Source organism: Colwellia sp. PAMC 20917 (genome assembly GCF_001767295.1).
Classification (GTDB): Bacteria; Pseudomonadota; Gammaproteobacteria; order Enterobacterales; family Alteromonadaceae; genus Colwellia_A.
Genome location: NZ_CP014944.1, coordinates 4,594,497 through 4,615,206, shown reverse-complemented (window position 1 = coordinate 4,615,206; position 20,710 = coordinate 4,594,497). Strand labels below are relative to the sequence as shown.

16 protein-coding genes are annotated in these 20,710 nt (G+C 38.4%); 2 read left to right on the top strand and 14 right to left on the bottom strand.

The genetic code is table 11. The annotated features are described in order from the left end of the window. Nucleotides 1-101: 101 nt before the first annotated feature. From A3Q34_RS19650 to A3Q34_RS19595, 12 genes are all read right to left on the bottom strand, one after another. Nucleotides 102-527 (bottom strand): DoxX family protein, encoded by a 426-nt coding sequence (locus tag A3Q34_RS19650; protein WP_070376884.1) that lies wholly within the window; start codon nucleotides 525-527, stop codon nucleotides 102-104. Nucleotides 528-662: 135 nt separating this feature from the next. After that, nucleotides 663-2,330 carry an AMP-binding protein gene (locus A3Q34_RS19645; protein ID WP_070376883.1) on the bottom strand — a complete coding sequence of 556 codons (1,668 nt, stop codon included), beginning with the start codon at nucleotides 2,328-2,330 and terminating at the stop codon, nucleotides 663-665. A gap of 82 nt (nucleotides 2,331-2,412) precedes the next feature. Further along, nucleotides 2,413-3,594 carry an acetyl-CoA C-acyltransferase gene (locus tag A3Q34_RS19640; protein ID WP_070376882.1) on the bottom strand — a complete coding sequence of 394 codons (1,182 nt, stop codon included), beginning with the start codon at nucleotides 3,592-3,594 and terminating at the stop codon, nucleotides 2,413-2,415. Nucleotides 3,595-3,640: 46 nt separating this feature from the next. Continuing rightward, nucleotides 3,641-4,564 (bottom strand): SDR family NAD(P)-dependent oxidoreductase, encoded by a 924-nt coding sequence (locus A3Q34_RS19635; protein ID WP_070376881.1) that lies wholly within the window; start codon nucleotides 4,562-4,564, stop codon nucleotides 3,641-3,643. 41 nt (nucleotides 4,565-4,605) lie between these two features. Next, nucleotides 4,606-5,067, bottom strand: coding sequence for a MaoC family dehydratase (locus tag A3Q34_RS19630; RefSeq protein WP_070376880.1), 462 nt, complete (start codon nucleotides 5,065-5,067; stop codon nucleotides 4,606-4,608). Between the two features lie 41 nt (nucleotides 5,068-5,108). Continuing rightward, nucleotides 5,109-6,914, bottom strand: a complete 1,806-nt coding sequence (locus tag A3Q34_RS19625) for an acyl-CoA dehydrogenase (RefSeq protein WP_070376879.1) — start codon at nucleotides 6,912-6,914, stop codon at nucleotides 5,109-5,111. 49 nt (nucleotides 6,915-6,963) lie between these two features. Next, nucleotides 6,964-7,725 carry an SDR family NAD(P)-dependent oxidoreductase gene (locus A3Q34_RS19620; RefSeq protein ID WP_070376878.1) on the bottom strand — a complete coding sequence of 254 codons (762 nt, stop codon included), beginning with the start codon at nucleotides 7,723-7,725 and terminating at the stop codon, nucleotides 6,964-6,966. 65 nt (nucleotides 7,726-7,790) lie between these two features. Then, a complete protein-coding gene (locus tag A3Q34_RS19615; protein WP_070376877.1) occupies nucleotides 7,791-8,834 on the bottom strand; it encodes a phosphotransferase family protein in 1,044 nt (347 codons plus the stop codon). Nucleotides 8,835-8,886: 52 nt separating this feature from the next. Further along, a complete protein-coding gene (locus tag A3Q34_RS19610) occupies nucleotides 8,887-10,095 on the bottom strand; it encodes an acyl-CoA dehydrogenase family protein (RefSeq protein WP_070376876.1) in 1,209 nt (402 codons plus the stop codon). A 125-nt stretch (nucleotides 10,096-10,220) separates the two neighbouring features. Further along, nucleotides 10,221-11,336, bottom strand: a complete 1,116-nt coding sequence (locus tag A3Q34_RS19605) for an NADH:flavin oxidoreductase (protein ID WP_070376875.1) — start codon at nucleotides 11,334-11,336, stop codon at nucleotides 10,221-10,223. Nucleotides 11,337-11,424: 88 nt separating this feature from the next. Next, the gene (locus A3Q34_RS19600) at nucleotides 11,425-12,195 is read right to left on the bottom strand and encodes an SDR family oxidoreductase (RefSeq protein ID WP_070376874.1); all 771 of its coding nucleotides are present in this window, start codon (nucleotides 12,193-12,195) and stop codon (nucleotides 11,425-11,427) included. Nucleotides 12,196-12,231: 36 nt separating this feature from the next. After that, entirely contained in the window at nucleotides 12,232-12,957 is a 726-nt protein-coding gene (locus tag A3Q34_RS19595; protein WP_070376873.1) for a histidine phosphatase family protein, read from the bottom strand. A gap of 313 nt (nucleotides 12,958-13,270) precedes the next feature. Between A3Q34_RS19595 and A3Q34_RS19590 the strand changes: the two genes are divergently transcribed. Next, nucleotides 13,271-14,170, top strand: coding sequence for a LysR family transcriptional regulator (locus A3Q34_RS19590; protein ID WP_070376872.1), 900 nt, complete (start codon nucleotides 13,271-13,273; stop codon nucleotides 14,168-14,170). 420 nt (nucleotides 14,171-14,590) lie between these two features. On the opposite strand, the gene A3Q34_RS19585 is transcribed toward A3Q34_RS19590, so the two are convergent. Both A3Q34_RS19585 and A3Q34_RS19580 read right to left on the bottom strand, forming a co-directional pair. Beyond that, on the bottom strand, nucleotides 14,591-16,294 hold the full coding sequence (locus tag A3Q34_RS19585; RefSeq protein WP_070376871.1) for a DUF5666 domain-containing protein: 1,704 nt from the start codon (nucleotides 16,292-16,294) through the stop codon (nucleotides 14,591-14,593). A gap of 1,140 nt (nucleotides 16,295-17,434) precedes the next feature. After that, nucleotides 17,435-18,376 (bottom strand): sensor domain-containing diguanylate cyclase, encoded by a 942-nt coding sequence (locus tag A3Q34_RS19580; RefSeq protein WP_070375677.1) that lies wholly within the window; start codon nucleotides 18,374-18,376, stop codon nucleotides 17,435-17,437. Nucleotides 18,377-18,724: 348 nt separating this feature from the next. Here A3Q34_RS19580 and A3Q34_RS19575 point away from each other — a divergent pair, with 348 nt between their 5' ends. Beyond that, entirely contained in the window at nucleotides 18,725-20,161 is a 1,437-nt protein-coding gene (locus A3Q34_RS19575) for an IS1182 family transposase (protein ID WP_070373900.1), read from the top strand. Nucleotides 20,162-20,710 lie beyond the last annotated feature (549 nt).

Sequence of the window (20,710 nt, the reverse complement as noted above, 5' to 3'; positions counted from 1 at the left end):
AAATATTCTCCAGCTGTTTGTCGTCGTTTTATGACGTGGTAATTTTTATAGCGTTAGGTGCTAGGTTCGTGTTGTGTTGGCTACAATAACGGTTACTTCTATTAGCGTCTTTCAGGATCAGTCACTTTACGACCTTCAAGACTAAACTTGCCTGTTCCTAGGCCAGTGATAATTAATAAACCGGCAATTATGCCCATGTTTTTAAAGAAGTTTTGTAATTCATGACTGCGTGCCACACCTTCTGTCATTCCCCAAAAATCATGCATAAATAGGCTTATTAACAAGGTTAGACCCGCTAATATAAACGCAGACACTTTACCTTTGAAACCAATAATGATGGCCACTCCACCAACTAATTGAATAATAATGGTTAACACTAATAATAACGATACCATAGGAACATTGTGCTGCTCCATGTAGACACTGGTGTCCTCAAATTTGTTAATTTTACTTATCGCAGGGATAATAAAGTAAAGGCCCATCAGTACACGTCCCAACAAAAGACAGCTATTTTCTAATATATTCAAGGGTAAATCCTTATCGTGTTAATGAGCTTTTTAGCTTTTTAGCAGAATAAAAAACGCCTAAGGACTAGCATAACACTAGCCGTAGGCGTAAATACCCAGTCGATTTATTAGTTGAAAAAAGTCAACTTTGTCTACTTATGCAACGTCTTTACGTAACTCTTTTCGTAACACTTTACCGACATTACTTTTTGGCAACTCATCGATGAACTCTATCAACTTAGGACGTTTATAGTTTGTTAGCATTTCATGACAATGATCAAATATATCTTGCTCTGCTAAATTAGGATTTTTCCTGACAATAAAAACCTTAACCGCTTCTCCTGTTGTATCGTGTGGAATACCAATAGCAGCTGCTTCAAGTACACCATCATGCATAACGAGTACTTCTTCAATTTCATTAGGAAAAACATTAAAACCTGAGACGTTGATCATGTCTTTTTTTCGGTCAACAATTTTAAAAAAGCCATTTTCATCCATGGTGGCAATATCGCCAGTAGCTAGCCAACCATCTTTGAGCACTTCATCTGTTGCATCGGGTCGGTTGTGATAACCTTTCATCACCTGAGGACCTTTAACCCACATTTCACCAGGCTCACCTAGCGCAACTTCCTGACCATCATCGCCAATTAAGCGAATATCGGTCGAAGAAACAGGTAAACCAATAGAGCCATTATAGCTTTGTTGATTAAAAGGGCTCATCGTCACTAATGGCGCACACTCTGTTAAACCATAACCTTCTAACAATCTTGTTTTAGTGACTTTTTCCCAAAGCTCGGCTACCGGACGTTGTACTGACATTCCGCCACCAAAACCAAGTTTTAATGGGCTAAAATCAAGTTGGTCAAACCCTGGGGTATGTAATAAAGCATTAAACAAAGTATTTACACCCGTGATAATAGTAAAAGGGTATTTAGCGAGCTCTTTAACAAAGCCTTTCATATCTCTTGGATTGGTAATTAAAATATTAGTACCGCCAAAAGGCATAAAACATAAGCAATTAGACGTTAGCGCATAGACATGATAAAGCGGTAAGGCTGTCACCATAATTTCTTTGCCAACTTCATATATATTTTTAGTCGCTGCATTTGATTGTTCAAGGTTAGCCACCATATTGCGATGGGTAAGCATGGCTCCTTTTGATGGACCCGTCGTACCACCGGTATATTGTAAGAAAGCTAGATCTGAACCAACCACTTTGACAGGCTTAAAGGTTAATTTAGCTCCTTTTGTCATCGCTTGATTAAACCTGACTGCTCCAGGAAAATTAAAAGCAGGCACCTGCTTTTTAACATGCCTAAGGACACTGTTAATAAGTAACCCCTTAACTGCCCCTAACCTGTCGCCTACAGCCGTAAGAACAATATGTTTAACATCGGTTTTATCAATAACTTTTTCAAGGACATGGGCGAAATTCTCGAGGATGAGAATAGCTTTAGTGCCTGAGTCTTTTAACTGATGCTCTAATTCGCGTGCTGTGTATAACGGGTTAACATTCACCACGGTAAGTCCAGCTAATAAGGCACCAAATAATGCAATAGGGTATTGAAGAAGATTGGGGATCATAATCGCGAATCTATCACCTTTAACTAATCCTAAATCTTGTTGTAAATAAGCCGCAAAGTCATGAGCTTGTTGACCAAGTTCTTGATAACTAATGCTTGCTCCCATATTAATAAAAGCGGTGTTATCTTGATATAACTTAGTATATTTAGTAAATAAATCTGCTAATGAGTTATATTTATCTGGGTCTATTTCGAAATCAACACCAGGTGGGTAACTCTTTTCAAGCCAAATTTTTTCCATTATATTTATCTCCCCAATCACAAATTGTTTACGTGGCATTATTATTATAGTTACGCCACGGTAAATGTTTTAATTAAAACGGTTAAAGTACTTCAAACAGACCCGCTGCGCCCTGTCCACCACCAATACACATGCTGATCACAACATATTTAATTCCACGACGTTTTCCCTCAATCAGTGCGTGCATCACCATACGTGTGCCACTCATACCATAAGGATGGCCAATAGAAATTGCACCACCATTTACATTCAGACGATCTTCAGGAATGCCTAATTTTGTCGCACAATATAAAACTTGTACCGCAAAAGCTTCATTGATTTCCCATAAACCGATATCGTCAATCGTTAAGTTATTACGCGCTAACAATTTAGGTATCGCATAAATAGGCCCAATACCCATTTCATCGGGTTCACAACCGGCAACGACCATGCCACGATACACACCCAAAGGCTTAAGACCTCTCTGCTCAGCTAAACCTCGTTCCATTAGAACAACGGCTGCAGCGCCATCAGATAACTGCGAAGCATTGCCGCCCGTAATATCGCCATTATCTTTGACCGCCTTTAAAGCCGACAGTCCCGCTAACGTTGTTGATGGACGATTACCTTCATCTTTAGTTAAGGTGACTGCTTCTTTGCTGATATCGCCGGTAGCTTTGTCCATAACCAGCTTAGTACAGGTCACTGGCACGATTTCATCATCAAACCTACCCGCTTGTTGTGCTGCGGCGGTACGTTGTTGAGATTTAAGTGCATAGGCATCTTGCTCTGCTCGAGAAATACTATAGCGATTGGCAACGATTTCGGCCGTATCAAGCATCGGCATATAAGTTGCTGGTCGATAGGCTTTAACACTCGGGTCAACAGCTCTATACATATTCATTTTATCGTTTTGTACCAAACTAATGGAATCGCAACCGCCTGCAAGGACCACTTGTGCGCCATCACAAACAATATGATTTGCCGCAGTAGCAATAGACATTAAGCCTGACGAACATTGACGGTCGATAGTCATGCCTGGCACAGAAACCGGCAACTCAGCCGCCATTGCCACTTGCCGACCAAAATTCATCCCTTGATTGCCTTGCGTTAGAGCGGCACCAAAAATACAGTCTTCAATTTCATTGGCATCGATTCCTGCTCTTTCAACGGCGGCTTTAACCGCAACAGCCGCTAAAGTTGGCGCCGATAAATCATTAAAGGCACCTCGGTATGCTTTACCTATCGGGGTACGTGCGGCAGATACTATTACGGCTTCTCTCATCATTATTCCTTTTAATTATTATGTAAACGACAAACAAGTCGTCTATTTACTCTTGCTGCTGTGACTTCATATAAGCCATAGCTTTGCTGACAAATTTCTCACCTTGTTTTGATCCAGAAGATAAAGCTGCTTGGCCTGCTTCATCGGTTAACTGTGACCACTGTCCGCGCACGGATTCTGGTGTTTGTGAAGATTGTGGGATAAAACAACCTTGAGTTTCAAACATGCTTGCACTTGAGTAACCGCCCGCACCTGCACATAAAATAAAACGGGTCGGCGCATCGTCATCGCAAAGGGTTAGCAAACCAGCCGTTACCGCTTCAGGAGCAAATGCTTTTACAATTTCTTCAGGCATTAGGTCCTCAGTCATACGAGTGCCAGCGGTTGGGGCAAGCGCATTAATCCTAATGTTATTTTTAAATCCTTCAATCGATAACGTATTCATTAACCCTAAAACTGCCATTTTAGCCGCGCCGTAGTTAGCTTGGCCAAAATTACCGTACATGCCACTGGATGACGTTGTCATCACAATACGGCCATAGTTTTGTTCACGCATGATATCCCAAACAGCTTTAGTACAATTAACGCTGCCCATCACATGAACATCCATCACCAAGGAAAAGTCTGCTAAGGTCATTTTAGTAAAGGATTTATCTCTTAAAATACCGGCATTGTTGATTAATATATCAACACGGCCCCATTTTTCCATGGCTTGATTAACCATGTCTTGTACCTCATCAAAGTTCGCAACATTTGCGCCATGGCTGATGGCTTCTCCACCATTTTCTTCAATTAAACGCACGACATCTTGTGATGCTTGTGAAGACGCTCCGCTACCATCGCGCGCGCCTCCTAAGTCATTAACAACGACTTTTGCGCCACGAGCAGCAAGCGCTAAAGCATGCGAGCGACCTAAACCATTACCTGCGCCGGTAACTATAGCGACTTTTCCTGTAAAACTGATTGTCATGATATTTCCTTAAAATACTTTAAAATTACTTTTTACTCTTATTATTTTACCATTTGTACTGAAATCCACTGTGCGACTAGCGCTGGTGTTTCACTGCCTTCAATTTCAATACTCACTTGGGTAGACAAGCGATATTGTCCTGGTTTTTTTTCTTCAATCGCCAAGGTTGTTGCATGTGCTCGTATACGGCTATTGACCGCAACGGGTTGCAAAAATCTCACTTTGTCAAAACCCGCATTTAAGCCCATGTAAAATCCATCAATAATAACGCTAAAGTCTTCAGCAAAATGAGAGAGCATTGATAGTGATAAGAAACCATGAGCAATAGTCCCGCCAAAGGGTGTCGCTTTTGCCTTTTCTTCATCAACATGGATAAACTGATGATCGAGTGTACAATCAGCGAATTGATCAATTTGTTGCTGAGTAATTGAGTGCCAAGGCGTTGGTTTAGCTTGAAAACCTATATAATTTGCTAATTCTTCTTTATTAATTATTGTTGGCATAAGGTGTCTCTATTATTTAACTGATTTTTTTAATGACTCTTTTAAAACCATTCAGCTTTCATCTGATAAGTGCTGTCATCACTTTGTATCAACAACGCTGACCATAACGCTATTTGCGGTAATTCAAATCTGTAGAAATACTGTAAGGTTTGCAGTTTTCCTTGATAGAAATTTTCATCATCTTGGTGCGGTTTATTTTCAAGCGCTTTCGTCGCAACAAGGCCTTGTTTGAGCCATAACCAAGCGATGATCACATGTCCAAACAACTCGAGGTATTTAACCGAATTAGCTAAAGCTAAATCAATGTTTGTAGTGGTCATAGCGATTAATAGCGCTTCAGTAGTTAGCTGTAAACTTTTTACCGCTGTTGATAGTTGTTGGCTAAATTCAGTTAAACTTTCATAATGTTTGGCTTGTTCTATCGTTATATTTATTTCAGTTAATGTCGCTAAGTATCCTGCCATCTTATTCATTGGCACCTTTCGCGTTAACAAGTCCAACGACTGAATACCCGTTGTACCTTCATGAATCGCGTTTAAACGATTATCACGATAAAATAATTCCACGGGGTGTTCATTAATATAGCCATGACCACCGAGTACTTGAATGGCCAGGTCATTGGCTTTAGTGCCATACTCAGAGGGCCATGTTTTAATAATAGGGGTAAGAAAGTCTAGTAAGAGATGTGCGTGCTCTTTTTCTTCAGCACTAGCTGCTGTTTTCTCATCATCACTCAATTGTGTGCCATAAAGTACTAATGAAAATGCGCCCTCTGCATAAGCTTTTTGCGCGAGAAGCATTCTTCGTACATCGGCATGTTCGATAATATTAACCATAGGTGACAGTGGATCTTTACTCGAGGGTAAACGACCTTGTGGCCGATTTTTAGCATAATCTAATGAGTACAAGTAACCTGCTATACCGATAACCGCGGCACTGGTTCCAACCATAATGCGTGCTTCATTCATCATATGAAACATATATTTAAGCCCTTGGTTTTCTTCCCCCACTAAGTAACCAACAGAACCGTTCTTTTCTCCAAAACTCAACGAAGTGGACGTTTGAGCCCGCCCGCCCATTTTATGAAATAGTCCGGATAAGGCGACTTCATTGTCATCGCCAATTGAGCCATCGTCATTAAGCAAAAATTTGGGCACAACAAAAAGTGAAATACCTCTTATCCCTTTTGGCGCGCCCGTTAATCTCGCAAGCACTAAATGAACAATATTTTCACTAAGATCATGGTCACCACCCGATATATAAATTTTATTACCACTAATGCGATAGCTACCGTCTTCGGCCTTAGTCGCTTTAGTGATTAAATCACCTAAGCCTGAACCACTGCCCGGCTCTGTCATCGCCATTGTGCCCATAAAACGACCCGCACGCATCGGTTTTACCCACTTTTCAATGAGCTCTTCACTGCCATGTGCGCTAAGTAAGTTAGCATTCGCGGTGGTTAACATGTTGTAACCTAAGCCAACACCTCCAGCGACAGTTAAATACGAAGTAGCGATGCTGGCAATAATTGGCGGTAGTTGCATACCACTGGTTTCATAATCTGCGGTCGCTGAAGATAAACCCGAGGCAATAACAGCATCAATAGCGGGTTTGAGCTCAGGAATTAAATGTACCTTTTTACCATCAAACGTCGGTTGGTGAGTATCAAGTTTTTGACGAATAGGTAAGAAATATTTTTCTGCTATAGTTTTAGCCGTAGCAATAACTTCGTTAAATGTATGCCGGTCATGATCTTGATAACGCTCTCTTTTTAAAAGAGACTCACTATCAAAGAATTCATACAGCATAAATTCAATATCTCGTTGATTCATTAATTCACTGGCCATACGGGTCTCTTCTTATTAACTATTTAAAAAAGTAGCACAAAATCATTGTTTACTGCGCTGATACACCGCCATCAATCGCGATACATTGTCCGGTCATATAAGTGTTAGCGGGTGACAGCAACATTAGCATTACGGCAACAACCTCTTTAGGCTCGGCTAAACGCTTCATTGGCGCACCTAAACTCATTTTACTTTGCATACTTTCATCGGCCATGTCAGTGACCATTTTAGTTAAGGTAAAAAAAGGACATATCGCATTGATACGAATATTATGGCGACCATATTCAACAGCGCCCGTTTTTGTCAAACCAATAACGGCATGCTTTGCCATAGAATAAGCTGCAACTTTTGCTGCACCACCAAGACCGGCCATTGAGCTAACGTTTAAAATGGCGCCACCTTGTTGCGTTAACATCTGCTTAATTTGATGACTCATGCCAAACTGCACACCTTTAACATTAACGGCAAATTGTCTATCCATCAGGGCTTCGTCAATTTCGTGTAACGCATGAAAATCATGAGCAACACCTGCATTATTAACACCAATGTCAACACGGCCAAATTTTTCAATAGCTAAGTCGACCATAGCTTTACAATCTGCATTGTTAGCAACATCGCATTGAAGTGCGAACACCTCAGCGCCTGAAGCTGCAATATCGTTGGCTACCTTGTTAACACCTGCTTCGTTAATATCACTGATCACTAACTTAGCACCACGCTGAGCTAATTCTTGTGCTAATAACATACCAAACCCCTGAGCAGCACCCGTAATAACAGCAACTTTTCCGGTAAAATCTAATAATGGATCCATTTTTTTTCCTTAAAATATTATTTGAACGTGTTTATTGTCATGATGCTAAATTGAATAGCTAGCGGCTATTTTCTGACCTTTTCTTGCGCTATTATCTCAAGAGCCATCAGTGCTAGAGGTTCGACAAACTGACCAATTTTACTGGCATTTTCATTCGACGCATTGCCCTGTGACGCTCTTTTGGCAACACCTTGAACAATGGCGGCTAACCTGAAAAAACTAAAGGCGAGATAAAATGTCCAGTTATCTATCTTTTCAATACCCATACGCTGACAATAGTTAGCCACATATTCTTCTTCTGTTGGAATGCCCAGACTGGCTCTATCTACCCCTTTTAAGCCATCGATACTACCAATACCTTGAGGCATACGTAATCCCATACATTGATAGGCTAAATCAGAAAACGGATGTCCTAAGGTTGATAGCTCCCAGTCAAGAATGGCTATAATTTCTGGTTTGTCTTGGGCAAACATCATGTTATCTAAACGAAAGTCGCCGTGGACTAAACAAACTTTGCCATCATCTGCGGGTAAATTAACTTCAAGCCATTGGTTTAACTTGTCCATCGCTATTATTTTTTTGAGTTCTGAGGCACGGTATTGCGCAGACCAACGATCATATTGACGTTGAAAATAATTACCTGCTTTTCCGTACTCACTTAAGCCAACACTTTCAATATTAATGCGATGTAAAGCAACCAAAGCATTATTCATTGCGTCATACATTTTACTGCGATATTCATTAGTTTTGACTTCTGCTAATGAGGCACTCCAATAAACGCTACCATCACAATATTCCATCAGATAAAACATCGAGCCAATAATGCTAGTGTCTTCGCAAAGGTGATAAACCTCAGCGACAGGAACGTCTGAAGATTTTAACGCGGCTAGCACTTTATATTCACGGTCAACCGCATGTGCTGATTTTAGGAGTTTTCCTGGCGGTTGGCTGCGCAAGACAAATATTCCTGACTGCGCTATCACTTTATAAGTTGGATTAGATTGTCCGCCTGAAAATTTATCGAGCGTAATGGGACCGATAAAACCATCAAGATGAAGCGCTAAATAAGCGGTGAGTTTTTCAACATCAAAAGGTACGTTTGCTGCCATGTATTTATTCTCTTTCAGATTTAAGACGATTAATTTCAATAATCATTTAATGTTATGTCGATTTCTTTACTAAATCTCGTCCAAGTTGCATCATGTGAACTTGATCAGGACCATCTGCTAAACGCAAGGTTCTTTGAGCCGCATAAGCATGCGCTAAAAAAGTATCCTGACTTACCCCTACCGCGCCGTGACATTGAATGGCTCGATCAATAACATCAAGCGACATATTAGGTGCAACTATTTTTATCATGGCAATAATATCTTTGGCCGCTTTATTACCTTCAAGGTCCATTTTTTGCGCCGCTTTTAACGTCATCAAACGCGCTTGTTCAATTTGACAAGCTGAAATAGCAATATCTTCGCGTATTGATTGTTGTTTTATCATCGGACGACCAAAAACAATACGTTCATTAACACGCTTACACATTAAATCTAACGCGCGTTGAGCAATACCAATCGAACGCATACAATGATGAATACGACCAGGACCTAAACGCCCTTGCGCGATTTCAAACCCTTTACCTTCAGCAACAATAATATTGTCGATAGGCACTCTAACATTTTCAAAAATAATTTCGGCATGCCCTTCTGGCGAATCATCATAGCCAAACACTTTCATTGGGCGAACCATAGTGACCCCGGGTGTTCTCATTGGCACTAGCACTTGCGATTGTTGAATATAACGATTTTCATTGTCGGGGTCGGTTTTGCCCATAACGATCATAATTTCACATTGTTTACGGCATGCGCCACTGATGTAAAACTTTTTACCGTTGATGACATATTCATCACCGTCACGTTCGATACGTAATTCAATATTGGTTGCATCACTTGAAGCAACTTCAGGCTCTGTCATGGCAAAAGCGGAACGGATTTTTCCTTCAAGTAACGGCTCTAGCCACTGTTTTTTCTGGGCTTCACTACCATATTTAGCGAGAACTTCCATATTGCCTGTATCAGGAGCCGCACAATTAAACACTTCTGGCGCCCACATCACTTTTCCCATAATTTCAGCTAAAGGTGCATATTCTAAGTTAGTTAAACCGGCACTATATTTGCCATAACTCAAAGGTAAAAATAAATTCCATAGCCCTTCTGCTTTTGCTTTCGCTTTTAGCTCTTCCATTAACGGCGGTGTTGACCAAGGCTCTTGTGCAACTTGTTCATGCATTTCCTGCTCAGCAGGATAAACATATTTATCCATAAATAAATTTACACGATTTATTAATGCGTTAACTTTGTCACTGTATTCAAAATCCATGAGAGATCCCTTTAATTTAATAGCGCCCGTTTACTAACGAGTGCAGTGAGAATTTTTTGTCACGATATTCAAAAATCATTGTCGGTTAAAAGTTGATTAATCAACCGACAACTGACTTAATTTATTTAACTTAACTTCATTAACGCTTCTTTATTAAACGGGGCTATTTGGTCTTCTTTTTTATCTCGTATTTTATTAACCCACTCTGGATCGACTAATAACGCTCGGCCAATAGCAACCAAATCAAATTCATCATTATTTAAGCGCGTTAATAAACCATCAATTCCGGTTGGGTTAGAAGCACCGCCCAAGTCCATACTACCTTCACCGGTGAAGTCACTGTCGAGCCCAACACTGCCCACAGTTATTACCGGTTTATGGGTTATTTTTTTCGTCCATCCGGCTAAGTTCAGCGTCGAACCTTCAAATTCTGGTAACCAAAAACGGCGGGTGCTCGCATGAAATATATCGACCCCAGCATCACTTAATAGTGTTAAAAAAGTCGTTAACTCTGCGGGTGTTTGGCAAAGTTTTGCATTGTAGTCTTGTTGCTTCCATTGAGAAAATCTAAAGATAATAGGAAAATCTTCACCAACAGCGGCGCGAATTGCTTGAACAATTTCAACACCAAAACGGGTACGATTTTCTATTGAACCTCCGTAGCCATCATTACGTTGATTTGTGCCTTCCCAGAAGAACTGATCAACCAAGTAACCATGAGCACCATGAACTTCAACGCCATCAAAGCCAACATTTTTAGCATCGAGAGCAGCTTGTGCAAAAGAAGCAACAACTTCGTCAATATCAGTTTGGCTCATTTCAATACCATTGGGGGCACCGGGTTTATATAAGCCAGATGGACTATAGGCAGGTACTGATTTATCTGGGCCAATACCTTCTTTTCTCACTGAACCAACATGCCAAATTTGTGGCACGATTTTACCTCCAGCCGCATGTACCTCATCGACAACATGTTTCCAACCAGCTAAAGCTTCTTCACCAAAAATAGCCGGAACTCGCTCATAACCATTAGCCGCTTTATGCGAAATAAAAGTACCTTCGGTAATAATTAAACCGACATTACCTTCTGCTCTGCGTCGATAATATTTTGCAACATCGGTATTGGCAATATAGTTAGGCGAAAAGGTCCGAGTCATCGGGGCCATAACCGTACGATTTTTTAACGTGAGTGCACCTGATGAAAATGATTCAAAAAGTTTGGCTGAATTATTATTACTCATTGTGTTTCCTGAAATTTATTAATACTAAATATTGCAGCAGACAAATTAATGCCAACGGTTGCTAGAGCCTTGTTAATCACTTTATTGTCTAGCCAATTAAATAACCGCCATCAACGTTAATCGCAGTACCTGTCGTGTAACTTGATGCATTTGAAACCAAGTAGAGTACAGTGCCAGCCATTTCTTCAGGCTGCGCAATACGCTTCATCGGCACGTGATGCAGCATTTGTTCGAGTATCTTGGGGTTATTGACTAATGTTGACGCAAATTTTGTATCGGTGCCGCCGGGTAATAAAGCATTAACTCGAATATTAAATTGAGCACACTCTTTGGCAAAGGTCTTAGTCATAGAGATAACCGCGGCCTTGGTAATGGAATAAATCCCCTGAAAGTCACCAGGAATAACACCGTTAATAGAGGCCACATTGACAATAGCGCCACCATTATTTTCTTTCATTAGCTTTGCCCCAATAACAGACATGAAGAAATATCCGCGAATATTCACGTCGACTGTTTTTTGAAAAGCACTTAAATCAGTATCTAACACATGGCCAAAATAGGGATTTGCTGCGGCGTTATTAACCAAAATATCAAGCTTGCCATGTTGTTCTTTAATCAAAGAAAAAATATTTTCTATTTGATCCATTTCTCCAATATGACAAGGTATAGCTTGAGCGCTGCCACCCGCGGCAATAATATCGTCAACAACAGTTTGGCAACCTTCAACTTTACGGCTAGAAACAATGACATGGGCGCCACTTTGCGCCAATAATTTAGCTATTTGTTCACCAATGCCACGACTTGCGCCAGTAACCAAAGCGATTTTTCCTGTTAGATCGAATAAGTTAATCTTGTTCATGTTAAGTCTCCTTCTTAGTTGCTAATATTTTATCGATTATCTAAACGTCACCCAGTCTTCACCTGCAAGGGTCAAATGACTATAATTGTTAAAATAATCAATGCTTAAATTCTTTTCTGAAAAGAGTAATTTAGTAACACCAGTATTGCGTGACTGTTGATTGATGATTAATGTTTTTTCATCAGATAAGCCTAAAACATGCTGAATAATGACAGCTATAGTGCCACTTGAAGTAAAGATACAAATATTGTTTGTATGTTGATGCGCTTGTGTCGTTGTTTTTCTTGCCGTTAGTTCTTGCTTAATGACATCTTGCAATGCGCTAATACAACGTTTTTTAAATTGACTCCAACTTTCTTTATACTCATTGTCGTGCTTGCCACTTGTCCACCGGAGCAGTGCATTGGCAAACTCTTTTTGAAAAGCTTTATTTGCGCTCGGCTGTTTACTCATTATCGTAGCCATTTTTGAAAAATTTTTCCATTGTGCATCATAACAAGTTAACAATTCTTGATGATTAAACTCATTAAACCCTGAATGGAGTATCACGGGTGATGGTTCACTTTCATAACCCAGTAAGAAGTGTTCTAGGGTTTGTCCGTGTCGCAGCAAATCACCCGAGTAAATTTTTTCTGGTGCAGATATGGCTTGCCAATACTTACCCAATAAACGCGATTGTTCACTGCCTTTTTCAGACAAGAGGTCGTAGTCGGCTTTACCAAAAGAGGCTTGCCCGTGACGTATAAGATAGATGGCCGTCATGCGTTTACCCTTTCACAGAAATAGGTTGCGGATTTAATAGCGGGCTTATTATCATCTTCATCATTAATTGAGGTTCTTTAAATATCTGTTTTTTCGATATATTGATATTAATTGCCAGTCAACAATTAAACAAATGAATAGTTATTATGACCTACTATTCATCTTATAAATAAAGAAGCCGAAATATAATAACGATTGATTAAATATATGCCCCTAATTAAATTAAATAATAAACTTAATGATTAACTATTCATTTTATGAATAGAATGGCAATATTAATTTCTTATTTTACGAATTAGGTTGAAAAATAACGATGAAAGTCGACTTAAATTTATTTGTGGTCTTCGAAGCCATTTACTGCGAAGGCAATATTACCAAAGCAGCATCTGCACTGAATTTATCACAGCCAGCAGTGAGTCACTCTTTGAGTAAATTACGTGCACATTTTGACGATCCACTATTTGTGCGACAAGGCAATGAAATGCGTCCTACTGTAGTGGCTAATAATGTAGTTGCAGATGTTCGTGAAGCTTTACGTCAATTACAAATATGTTTAGCGCAGTCAAAACAATTTCAACCGATGACCTCGCGTAAAAGTTTTACCATATCCTTGCATGTTGCCTTAGAAGCTTCTTACTTGCCGCCTTTGATACAGAGAATTCATAAAGAAGCGCCCTGGGTAAATATACAAAGTAGCCGCCGAGTTAATCGCCATGAACTGGAAAACAAACTCGCCAGTGGCGACATTGACTTAGCCATAGATACTTTATTACCCGTTAGCGACAATATATTACACACCCAATTAGAAAAAGATAAATTAGTCGTTATTGCACGTAAAAATAATCCACAAATTAACGCAATACTCGATTTAGAAAGCTACTTGTCGATGGACCATATTTTAGTGTCGTCGCGTTCTACAGGACCAAGCATTGAGGATTTCGAATTAGCTCGTCTTGGATTACAACGTAAAATAGGTTTGCGTTGTCAGCATACATTTTCAGCATGTCGGGTTATAGCAGGTAACGATATGTTACTCACGGCAACAGAAACAACGGCTAAAATGTACGCGCAATTGCTCGATTTGGTTATATACCCATTACCTGTAACACTACCTGATATTGATATGCATCTTTATTGGCATACAAACCTCGACTTTGAACCCGCTAACAAATGGCTTAGAAATAAAGTGATTCAAGCAACACCCGGCGTTTAAACGCGCTTATTGCTATATATACCCTTTGCCTAACGCCCAAAGAATGTGAATCGTCACAAATAATGAGAAATGCGTCACACGATGAGAAAATTTAACATTTAAGTTACACCTGAGAAAATTTTTGTAACTCGTCAACGATCCAATAAGGTCAGCAAAGATACGAAACCGGACGTTAGCCTAGGCTTATCTATCGATGAATAATCTAACGTAAAACAGCCATGCGTTAGACATTTAAATTGTATTAAATTTTTATCATTTTATATACGCTTCGGGGCACAAAGCGCCTGATAATATTTTATTGACACCTCTAAAATGTGGCCAATTTCATTCGGCCATTACAAATACATTTTTATCAGCTTTCTGTATTACGAGGAAGCATAATTGATTTTTAAATTATGCTTCCTCGTGCTTTGCTTATTCTTAGCGTTCTAACTCTATAGATTTAGCGGTAATAACACCTTGCATATCTTTATCACCTTTAACTTTGATTTGATCACCGACAATCACTAATTGCCAGAATTCTTCAGCAGAAAGTTCGTCATCATTAAATTCAAATTCAGTGTTTGAAGTTATCAAAACATTATGACCTGACACGATTAAAGTCTCGTCTGAAATCCCCTCAACAATTCCTCTTAATTCAGTACGGTGCATACCTTCATCGGAGTCATCATCTTCAGAGTCGTTTTCTTCTATTTCGACTTTAAATGCGACAAAAATACCGTCTACAATTTGACCTTTAACTTCTACCAACATGTCATCTTGCAGTTGTTCAAAAAATGTTACTTGGGTAACATCGTCTCCATCAGTCCCCTCAAACAATGTATTTTCATTGGTACTAACATTCACGCCGACAATATCAAAACTAAAGTCTATAATATTACTTACTGTGCCTTTTAACTCCGTTTCATTATCATCATCTTCATTTTCACGTTTCATTTTTGTTGCTATATTATTGCCTTCATTATTAATAAAGCCTTTTATTTCAACAAAGTCACCAACCGTTAAGTCAGCTAGATCAAAAAAACGTTCGCCAGTATCTGATTCATCTTCCATTTTAGTTTGGTTGTTAACTTCAAACACAACGTCAAGTACGGTCACTGTACTTAAATCTAGATCAACCTCTTGTACCGCACCTTCTAAATTTAAGTTGCTTCGTTGATGAATACGGATTTCTTTTGCCAATAAATCACCAGTGGCATTAAACTCCCCTTTAACTTTTACGCGAACATTTAACAGTAAAGAATCAACTGAACCATGTTCAAACTCGGTATTTTCATCAGTAATTACGTGAATGTCATTAACAATGAAACTACTGTTCGATTCAAAACTCGTGATAAATCCTTCGGTATGTTTATCATCACCGTCTTCATGCTCTTCTTTGCTTTCTTTGAGTTTTATTTCACTCACCACAAATATATCATTGGCTAATGCTGAAGATAGGCCTTTAACACGTACTTCTTGACCCTCAGCCAAGTCTGCTTCAACAAAATCGTCGAATACTGCCGAACTATAATCAATTGTTAGACTACTTAAAGTGAAGGTTTTATTAACAGTATCTAACATTTCAACCATGCCTTGCACTTTTAACTTGGTAGACTCAGTTTCTTTTTCAATTCTTGTCGCGTACAAGTTACCATCAGCATCAAAAAAACCACTGATTTCAAGAAAGTCACCGGGTACAAGTTCAATTAGTACGACATTGTCTAAACTGGTTAAATCATCAAAGAAAATAGTTTGTCCAAGTACTGACAAAGAATTGGCAAGTAGATCGATACTATCAAGTGGGCCTTTTAATTGTTCATCATAATGAATAGAACTCGCGTTACCCGTAGTTCCGCCTTCATTTACTTTACCATTGAGCGTAACAACCATGCCAACCTGTAAGTCGGTTTCACTTGCTCCTGCATTATCATCGGTTGAGACTTCAGCAGAATCAGTTTCGTACTCAACACCATTAATAAAGACACTACCAAAACCGGTAATAACTCCCGTAACTTGCGTTGCTGTAGGGCTAGATGACGTTGGTACAGTTGGTACTGGTGGAGGTGTAGAGTCTGTTGAAGAACCACCGCAACCAGCAAGTGTCGATGCGATGACGAGTGAAAGAATAGATTGTTTAAACATGTTTTTATCCTCAGTAAATTAATCATATGTAAAAGTCAGTGAAAACTTTTTATTGTGATTGATAACTTTGGAAGATGGCTATTAGATGACTAAAGAGAATATTTAAAATCACGTTGATAGACTTTCTTCGTAAAGAAAATAGTAAACTATCATTTACCCTAGGTAATCAACAATTACTACGATTGTTTTGTACTATTATTCGATTAAGTATAAAACAATTTATCAATATTATTAGACTATAAGTCAACCAACTTAAGGAATCAATAATTTTTACAAAGATACAGAATACAAAGAATATTGATAATCTTTGTATTCTGTAGTCATCTTATGATAAGGAAAGGCATGCAGAAGTCACGGGCGAGACGCTTGATTTACTTTGTTAAGTACTTTTTTATATTGCTTATTGTTTTTATAAAATATTAAAATATTAAAATATTGTTATCTTGTAAGATAGGAGCAAGTGAGATTAGAAGTTTTGGTCACTTCGTTCACGATTTCAGTCAACAATGACTTATCTCTTTAATATGACCATTATTGATACAAAACCTAATCCGAATAAGGTTTATTGTTTTAATCGCTAATGTCTTCTCTTTGGCATGACCTGCGCTGTGTTGATGATTGCTCTACTTCCGCTTTTGGCTAACAGAAGTCACAAGGTTATCTTCGATGCTAATGACCGCTTTATTAGTGAAGCTGACGTTAGCGCTTTGAAGCCTAGTGTCTTCAGTGTGGCAATAGTGACGGTTAGCACTATCTCATTAGCGCCTTAGATTTAACAACTCTACTTTATCTGGACCTTAGATGATTCTAATGTCCGCTTTTGAGATTGTGTACGTAATCGGATGCTAAATATTTAGTAAGATTTTGGGTACAAATAAACAAAAGCATTTAAATTTGAATGACTATATTAGGCTCTGAACTGCCGTTAGCAACTCAAAAGCTAATGTCGGCAATTGGCTAGCTGGAGAAGTATCTAATAATCACTAGGCCAATGTTAACAAAGATACGAAAGAAGACAATTCAATAACTGTTTCAAACCTATATTATTAGCTAGCTTTGTTGACAATTTTAAAGAGTGAGGAATAGGTATTCTATATTCACCACCCCTTCCTCTGGAGAGGAAGGGGTCAGGCATAATAATTAATAACTGCAATTTTTAGGAGAGCAGATCTCACTTTCACAATAGTGACATCTGGTTGTGTTTTTTCCTTGAGATTTAGCTGTGTAAAGATACTTGTCGGCATATTCGAGTAGGTCGATTTTGTTATTAAAGTTACTTGGATGGACACAAGCTAAACCAGCACTCACGGTAACACGTATACTATCCTTTATTGCATCACGTTTAATATTCAATTCTTTTAAAACTTGATGTATTTTGGTGCAAATTTCTTGTGCTTGTTTAGATGACGTATTTCCTAAAACATAAATAAATTCTTCCCCACCGTACCGACAAAATAGATCACTTGGTCTGTTTACTAATTGTTTTAATTCATTACAAATTGTCTTTAAACACCAATCACCTTTAACGTGACCATACGTATCATTGAATGCTTTAAAGTCATCAATATCAATAATGATGAGACTAATTGGAGACAATGACCGGGCACATCGAAGCCATTCTTTTTGAAAAAATTCGTCAAATGCTCTACGATTTGCAACCCCTGTTAGGGCATCGATATTGGAATTTATATCTGCTTGTTTTTTCTGCGTGATATTAACATGCTGTAATAAGGTATAAGTTTTTTGGTTGGATTTAAATGGAGTGCAGTTGAGTGAAAACCAACGATGATTGTCTGGACTATGACAAGGATATTCAAATGAAAAACTCGGAGAGTTCTGACTGGCAACAGCTTCTATGCCTGATAAAATGAGTGAAATATCATCATTATCTTCACTTATTGAATTCTTACAAATATCGAAGTAATTGATTTTATGCCAATCGGTGGATTGCGTTGAAGAGTTATTTAATTCAAAATCGACCCATGCCTGATTTACAAATACAATATCACCAATATTATTAATAATACAAATATGTTCAGGAAGAGCATCGAGTGCATTATTGAAAAAGTCTACCTCATCCATGAATAAGTACCTATCAACTAAATACAATGTGATTAATAAATGTACGATCAAAGCCAGAATATTGCAACTATGGGATTTTTAAGCTTATCAGCTAGTTGGACGAATACTTATTATATCGCTGCTAAGGAGTTTTAAAATCAAATAAGCCAAACTGTCTAGTTTGCCATAAACTCTTCATAGCAGTTTCTTGGATAAGGACAGCTTATGGCTCAGCCTGTGTGAAAACGTTTTGATCACTTTTTCGAATAAGCACCGGATACTTATGATCAATCAATCTCAAAACAAGATAATATATCACTCAATATTTGCTATAATATTCATTAGGTTAATTGATTATATGTTGGCTGTATGTCACGTCATATTAAAGGTTTATCTCGCTCCCAAGCAACCCTCTTTCCAGAAATGCTTGAAGATTTTGTCGCTAAAGAAAATCCTGTTAGAGTAATTGATGTATTTGTCGATGGTTTAGATTTAGAAAACCTTGGTTTCAAAGGTGTTCAATCTAAAGCAACTGGCCGACCTGGTTATCACCCCGCCATATTACTCAAAATTTATATCTATGGTTATTTAAACCGAATTCAGTCATCACGCTGTCTAGAGCGAGAAACACAACGTAATGTTGAACTTATGTGGCTCACGGAGCGTTTATCCCCAGACTTTAAAACGATTGCTGACTTTAGAAAAGATAACCACAGTGGAATTAAAAACACCTGTAAAACCTTCGTTCAAATGTGCCATAAATTCAATATGTTTAGTGAAGCGACTGTTGCTATAGATGGTAGTAAGTTTAAGGCATCCAACAACAAAGATAAAAACTACACTCCAAGTAAAATGAAGTCTCATATTGAGCGAGTAGAAAAGCATATTAATAATTATTTTTTGAAGCTTGAACAGTCAGATTCACAAGAGAACACATCACAATACATTGCTAATATTGAATCTAAATTAGATTTCTTAAAACAACACCTCGTTGAACTAAAAGAGATGGAATTAGCCGTCAATAATCATCCTGATAAACAAGTATCAACAGTCGATCCTGATTCTCGCTTGATGAAAACACAGGGCATGACACGAGCGATTTGCTATAACATACAAAGCGCTGTCGATACTAAACATCATTTAATTGTTGCTCACGAAGTCACCAATACAACAGATAGGGGGCAGTTGTGCAATATGACCAAACTGACACTTAAAGCGTTAGGGAAAAGTGTTACAACAATATTGGCAGATAAGGGTTATTACAGCCGACAAGATATTAAAGATACTCAAGATTTAGGTGTATCGACGCTTGTACCAAAAACCGATACATCAGGCTCAGAAAAGAAGGGAATTTTTAACAAGTCACTGTTTGAATATAATCAAGATAATGATGTTTATATTTGCCCTGCGGGCAATGAGCTTCAACATCGATTCAATGCGATAGAAGGAGGGTTAGATATCAAAATTTACTTCAATGGTATGGCTTGTAAAAATTGCACTATCCGAAGCCAATGTACCCGTTCTAAAAAAGACCCAAGAAGAATGAGACGTTGGATCCATGAAGCTGATATGGAAAAAATGGAAGCCTTGCTCAAAGCAACGCCTGATGCGATGCTTCAACGAAAACAAACGGTTGAACATCCCTTTGGTACGATTAAGTTGTGGGCAGGAGCCACGCACCTTTTAACAAGAGGGTTTAAAAATGTCAGTACAGAATTGAACCTGCATGTATTGGCGTATAATTTAAAAAGAATGCTCAATATATTTGGAATAGAAAAGTTGATGAAGGAAGTGATGTTGCCGTAAGAGGTAACTCTTTCCTTAAAAGACCCAAATATGTTTCAAATAGGAGCCAATATCAGCAATTTTGAACGAATAAAAAATATAAAGCATGGATATTCATAAATATCGGCTTCGCTACGCGAAGCCTTCTAAATAGCTGATATAAACCCTCAATAATGAAAACTTACAATAATTAGTTTTCACACAGGCTGGGCTATAAGTGACCATTCAGTACATAGCTTAGGAGGTTTTTAAATTTTCTTATTTTTTGTGACGTCTTTTATAGTTTTCTCACGACTTTTGACGTAGATTTTTCAATTGATTTAACTCAATCTAGCTACAGCCAAGAAAATCCTGAACGAGAATTCTCATTATTAGTGAAGATCCACAAATAGCGCAAAGGGAAAATATCGATACTCAACGAACTCACCTACTATTACTACCGTCTTTTTATCGGCAGTAATTAGCGATAACCTGACTTAAGTCAAAGTATAACAACACGATAATATTATAATAATGAGTGTATTAATCCCTTATTATTGTCTTTTATCGGTGTAAATTTTACCGTCAAGA

What these genes read in the sequence shown, in the direction of transcription:
- A3Q34_RS19645 (WP_070376883.1), bottom strand. Translation starts at nt 2,330, where the DNA reads ATGGAAAAAATTTGGCTTGAAAAGAGTTACCCACCTGGTGTTGATTTC.
- A3Q34_RS19640 (WP_070376882.1), bottom strand. Translation starts at nt 3,594, where the DNA reads ATGAGAGAAGCCGTAATAGTATCTGCCGCACGTACCCCGATAGGTAAA.
- A3Q34_RS19635 (WP_070376881.1), bottom strand. Translation starts at nt 4,564, where the DNA reads ATGACAATCAGTTTTACAGGAAAAGTCGCTATAGTTACCGGCGCAGGT.
- A3Q34_RS19630 (WP_070376880.1), bottom strand. Translation starts at nt 5,067, where the DNA reads ATGCCAACAATAATTAATAAAGAAGAATTAGCAAATTATATAGGTTTT.
- A3Q34_RS19625 (WP_070376879.1), bottom strand. Translation starts at nt 6,914, where the DNA reads ATGGCCAGTGAATTAATGAATCAACGAGATATTGAATTTATGCTGTAT.
- A3Q34_RS19620 (WP_070376878.1), bottom strand. Translation starts at nt 7,725, where the DNA reads ATGGATCCATTATTAGATTTTACCGGAAAAGTTGCTGTTATTACGGGT.
- A3Q34_RS19615 (WP_070376877.1), bottom strand. Translation starts at nt 8,834, where the DNA reads ATGGCAGCAAACGTACCTTTTGATGTTGAAAAACTCACCGCTTATTTA.
- A3Q34_RS19610 (WP_070376876.1), bottom strand. Translation starts at nt 10,095, where the DNA reads ATGGATTTTGAATACAGTGACAAAGTTAACGCATTAATAAATCGTGTA.
- A3Q34_RS19605 (WP_070376875.1), bottom strand. Translation starts at nt 11,336, where the DNA reads ATGAGTAATAATAATTCAGCCAAACTTTTTGAATCATTTTCATCAGGT.
- A3Q34_RS19600 (WP_070376874.1), bottom strand. Translation starts at nt 12,195, where the DNA reads ATGAACAAGATTAACTTATTCGATCTAACAGGAAAAATCGCTTTGGTT.
- A3Q34_RS19595 (WP_070376873.1), bottom strand. Translation starts at nt 12,957, where the DNA reads ATGACGGCCATCTATCTTATACGTCACGGGCAAGCCTCTTTTGGTAAA.
- A3Q34_RS19590 (WP_070376872.1), top strand. Translation starts at nt 13,271, where the DNA reads ATGAAAGTCGACTTAAATTTATTTGTGGTCTTCGAAGCCATTTACTGC.
- A3Q34_RS19585 (WP_070376871.1), bottom strand. Translation starts at nt 16,294, where the DNA reads ATGTTTAAACAATCTATTCTTTCACTCGTCATCGCATCGACACTTGCT.
- A3Q34_RS19580 (WP_070375677.1), bottom strand. Translation starts at nt 18,376, where the DNA reads ATGGATGAGGTAGACTTTTTCAATAATGCACTCGATGCTCTTCCTGAA.
- A3Q34_RS19575 (WP_070373900.1), top strand. Translation starts at nt 18,725, where the DNA reads ATGTCACGTCATATTAAAGGTTTATCTCGCTCCCAAGCAACCCTCTTT.